This window comes from Sphingorhabdus sp. (genome assembly GCF_040079335.1).
Taxonomy (GTDB): domain Bacteria; phylum Pseudomonadota; class Alphaproteobacteria; order Sphingomonadales; family Sphingomonadaceae; genus Sphingorhabdus_B.
In genome coordinates this window covers 1-3,866 of sequence record NZ_JBEBKL010000091.1, presented here as the reverse complement: position 1 = coordinate 3,866, position 3,866 = coordinate 1, and the positions used below count along the sequence as shown (strand labels likewise).

Here is a 3,866-nt window from a genome sequence, read left to right as displayed (position 1 = left end):
TACAGCTATGACGGCATCGGCAACCTGACCTCGGCCTATGTCTATGACGGGGTGCCCAAATCGCTTGCCTATCTGACCGACATGAACGGCCAGGTGATCCGCCGCGATGAAACCCGCACCAGCAGCCCCGGCCAGATGGCGCCGCACGAGATCTTCTATCGCTTTGCCGGGCGGCAGACCGAGATGGTGGGCAATAATGGCACGATGGAGGTTACTTACGAACAGTCGGTCAAGGACCGTTCGGCGGCGGGCCCGACGATCAGCGATAGCAATGCCGGGCTGTTCCGGGGTGGCACCAACAGCGGCACGGTGGGCTATGCCGACTTTGCCCAGTCGATCGAGGGCTTTAACAGCTATGCACAGGCCTCCGCCACCGGCAGCTACACCGTGCGCGCCGGTGACACGCTGGCGAGCATCGCTGCCCAGCTCTATGGCGATACCAATCTGTGGTACCGGCTGGCCGAAGCCAATGGGCTGTCTGCACAGGCCAGCCTGATCGAAGGCAGCAGCCTGATCCTGCCGCAAGGCGTGGCGAAGAACAGCCACAATGCCGGCACCTTCCAACCCTATGACCCCAGCGAGGTCATGGGCGAAACCCAACCCACCACGCCCAAGCCGCCGAAGAAGGCGAAATGTGGTGGTTTTGGGATGATCATACTTGCGGCCATCGCGATCGCTGTGACCATGGTGGTAACGGCAGGCGCGAGTGCCGTGCTGGCGGGTACGAGCTTCGGTCAGGCATGGGGAGCAATGATGGCGGGTAACCTCGCCACACTGGGGTCAGTATCGACCTTTACCGCAGGCACGGTCGGCGGGCTGGGTGCGGCGGGCGCTATCGCCGCAGGTACCGCAGGCGCGGTTGCCGGTTCGATTGCGAGCCAAGGCTTTGGCGTCGCCACCGGCCTGCAGAACAAGTTCAGCTGGAAAGCTGTGGCGCTTGCAGGCGCGGGCGCTGCGGTAGGCGGCGGGCTCGGGGTAAGTGGCCTGTTCGGCAAGACGGCAGGCGGCGTGTTCACACCCGGCTCGCTTGGCCTTGGCAGCAAATTTGCCAATGCGGCGGTGCAAGGCGCACTGGCGAACGTGTTGACGCAAGGCGTTGCCACTGCCACCGGTCTTCAGAACCGGTTCAGTTGGTCCGGGGTTGCCGCAGCAGGCGTCGGGGCGGGCGTGGGTCAGGCGGTTGGTGGCGGCTTGCAACCGCTCAATGAGAATAACAGCCTCACCAACCATCTCGCCCATGCAGGCACCAGCATGGCCAGCCTGATCGCCAACGCCGCCACCCGCAGCCTCTCCTCTGGCGCCAGCTTTGGCGACAACATCCTGTCGGCACTTCCCGATGTGATCGCCCAGACCATCGGCAATATGGTCGCCAATGGGGTGAGCGGACGGTCGGGCGGGGCGAGGGCTGACTTTAGTGATGTGGCAGCCTTTCCGGGTGACGATATAATCCGCCCGGAACAGCCACGCATCGTCATGGACGGGGTCGATGTTACCGCTCTGGATACAAGATTATTGGCCACGCCCACGAATGAAGTAGTGGTGACCAGTAAAGGCGATGTAATAGGGGTGGTGGAGGCCACCAGCCCCGAAGAGCGTTTGGCCCTGATTCGGGCAGGTTTGCAATTTGCTGATACGGCCAAAGGATATACAGAAGCGCAGCGGGAAGAGTTGCGGCAAATATATCGCGGCGAATATGATTCATCGACGATCAACGACTTCGCCGAATTCGATTCAGAGCAAGGAATCGTGGTCATTGGCGCGAAGATTGAACGAGCGTCGGTGCAACTTGCAACCGCCTCGTCAGAAACCGCCTATGTCCCGGTCGATACATCAAGCCTGATCGGGCCTTCGCTTGTTGAAACAAAGCTTGCAGGAATGGACGCATCGGGCGGAGCGAGGATCAGTTCCTACACACCCGGCTTTTTTGGCAGCTTTAGCTTGGGCGAGGCTTATGGTACGCGCTGGCGAATGGCACAGCAAAGCCTGAGCGAAGGCACACATCAGATCAACCACCCCAACAGCGTCGGCGACTTCTTCGGCGGTGTCGGGAAGGTCGTGTCCGGTTCAGTCGGTGCCATGAGCAGCTATACGACTGGCACGCTGGATTTGGGGAGGGCTGTCGCACATGGCAGGGGAACGTCACCCAACGCATTTGACCGGAACACGACGGATTTTGTGCTGACAGTTGGCTCTCTCGGCTCGGGCGCATTTGGCCGGGTAGCAGGGCCCGTTCGAGTGGGTGTTGCCGCAGAGAGTGTGCCGCTTCGCCTGACACCTCAACAAGTTAAAGCAAAAATATTCGGGACGGCCCAATCAACTGGCGATAACCTTGTAAATGGGGTTAACCCACATGCAATGCAGAGCTATCGAGAAGCAATCTTGCTTGCTAGAAATCCAGATATTGACGCAGTTTTTCTCAATCAAGGATACAATGCGGGGCTTGGGTTAGCGCCACGAACGATCAGCCCGAACCTTCGACCAGATGTTCTTGGTCGCTATTTTGACGGACGCGTAGCCCGCATTGAAGTCCAATCGGCGACTGATTTTAAAGATGCGCTAATCCTTCGAAATGAAGCACTTAATCCACAGATAATTCAGCAAGGTTTCACACCGTTGAAACCGCGTGTTGTTTTGCCGCGTGGTCAGTAGGTGAGAGAGATGACCCAAGCAAACTGTATCGGCTTTAGCCGACACACGCCCGAGATGCCGACTCCTGCGGAAATGATGCATATTTACGAGGTGCTTGAATCAATGCTGCTCAAATTGGGTGCAGCCCCAAATTGGTTCTCCGCTTGGGATGGCATCGGTCGAGGGGACTACAAGAAATTTGGTGGAGCCTTTCACAAGAAGGTGCTTGAGCGCGAGATGCAGGGGTATCAAGGCTTGGGATTGGCCGCCGCTCCTGTCGATAGCAAAGCTCCCGGTTACGATAGCTTTGTCACAGCAGGATTCACTTTCTCGCCTGAGATTGGCATGATCAATGTCACTTTAGTTGCCCATGAACCTTATCTGCAATGCGGCAGCGCGACTTGTGACGATATCGTCGCTGAACTCGCACAGCTTTGGCCGTGGGACTACGGCTTCGGCTTTGCGCGGGATGCAGCGACGGCACCTGGTGTCTATCTCAGCGGTGCCGGGTCTAATTTGCACAGTACTGAAGACGAACGCCGCACCGACCTTTGGTACGAATCCTTGCATGACTTTTACAAAGGCGTAGAGCCGCCGCGCCGTCTCTTCATGGTCCGGGACATCTTCCCTTACAACATGGTTGGTCCGGAGCATCTGGCGCATCGCCTGCCTGATGGCCGCAGCTTGCGGGAGTTCATCGATGGCGATGCAGGCAGCGATCTTCGCCCATTGGCTGACAATCTCTGGCTATGGAAGGTGAGCGCAGACCGCACCGAAGCCATGCGCGACAAGCTGCGCGGGACAGGCGTCATCATCGCGGAATGATGCACCGCCAGACCTTCTTGTAAGCCCATCCCGATACTCGGCGATCCCCGCGACCGACAGGCGGCGTTGGTGTCGTGGTATCGTTTGTATGCAAGCACACCCTACACGGCACCCGTGGGGCTGGTTGGCTGCCAAGCTTTTGTAATCGCCGCGTAAACATTGTGATGCGGTTTGTCGGACGGTGTATGACAAAGTGATGCGGCGTGGGTAAACCGAGCCGGATCAATGGGTTGGCTGTATTACATTGTATGACGCAGCCGGACAGGCTGCTCCTTGGGCGCGTGCTTATCCTGATCTTGATATAGAGCTGCTGGAATTACGGTGACACGTGCATATTTACCCATTTGTTGACATGAGCTTGTATGGATCATAGCCTTTTTACATGGCTCGTCTTCCCCGTCTCGTTCTCCCGG

General features: G+C 58.1%; 2 protein-coding genes. Both read left to right on the top strand.

Going from position 1 to position 3,866, the window contains the following annotated elements:
* A partial coding sequence (locus tag ABL922_RS14240) for a LysM domain-containing protein (protein ID WP_349024872.1) occupies positions 1–2,649 on the top strand: 2,649 nt, incomplete at its 5' end.
* A 9-nt stretch (positions 2,650–2,658) separates the two neighbouring features.
* The gene (locus tag ABL922_RS14235; RefSeq protein ID WP_349024871.1) at positions 2,659–3,453 is read left to right on the top strand and encodes a hypothetical protein; all 795 of its coding nucleotides are present in this window, start codon (positions 2,659–2,661) and stop codon (positions 3,451–3,453) included.
* The last annotated feature ends 413 nt before the right edge of the window (positions 3,454–3,866 follow it).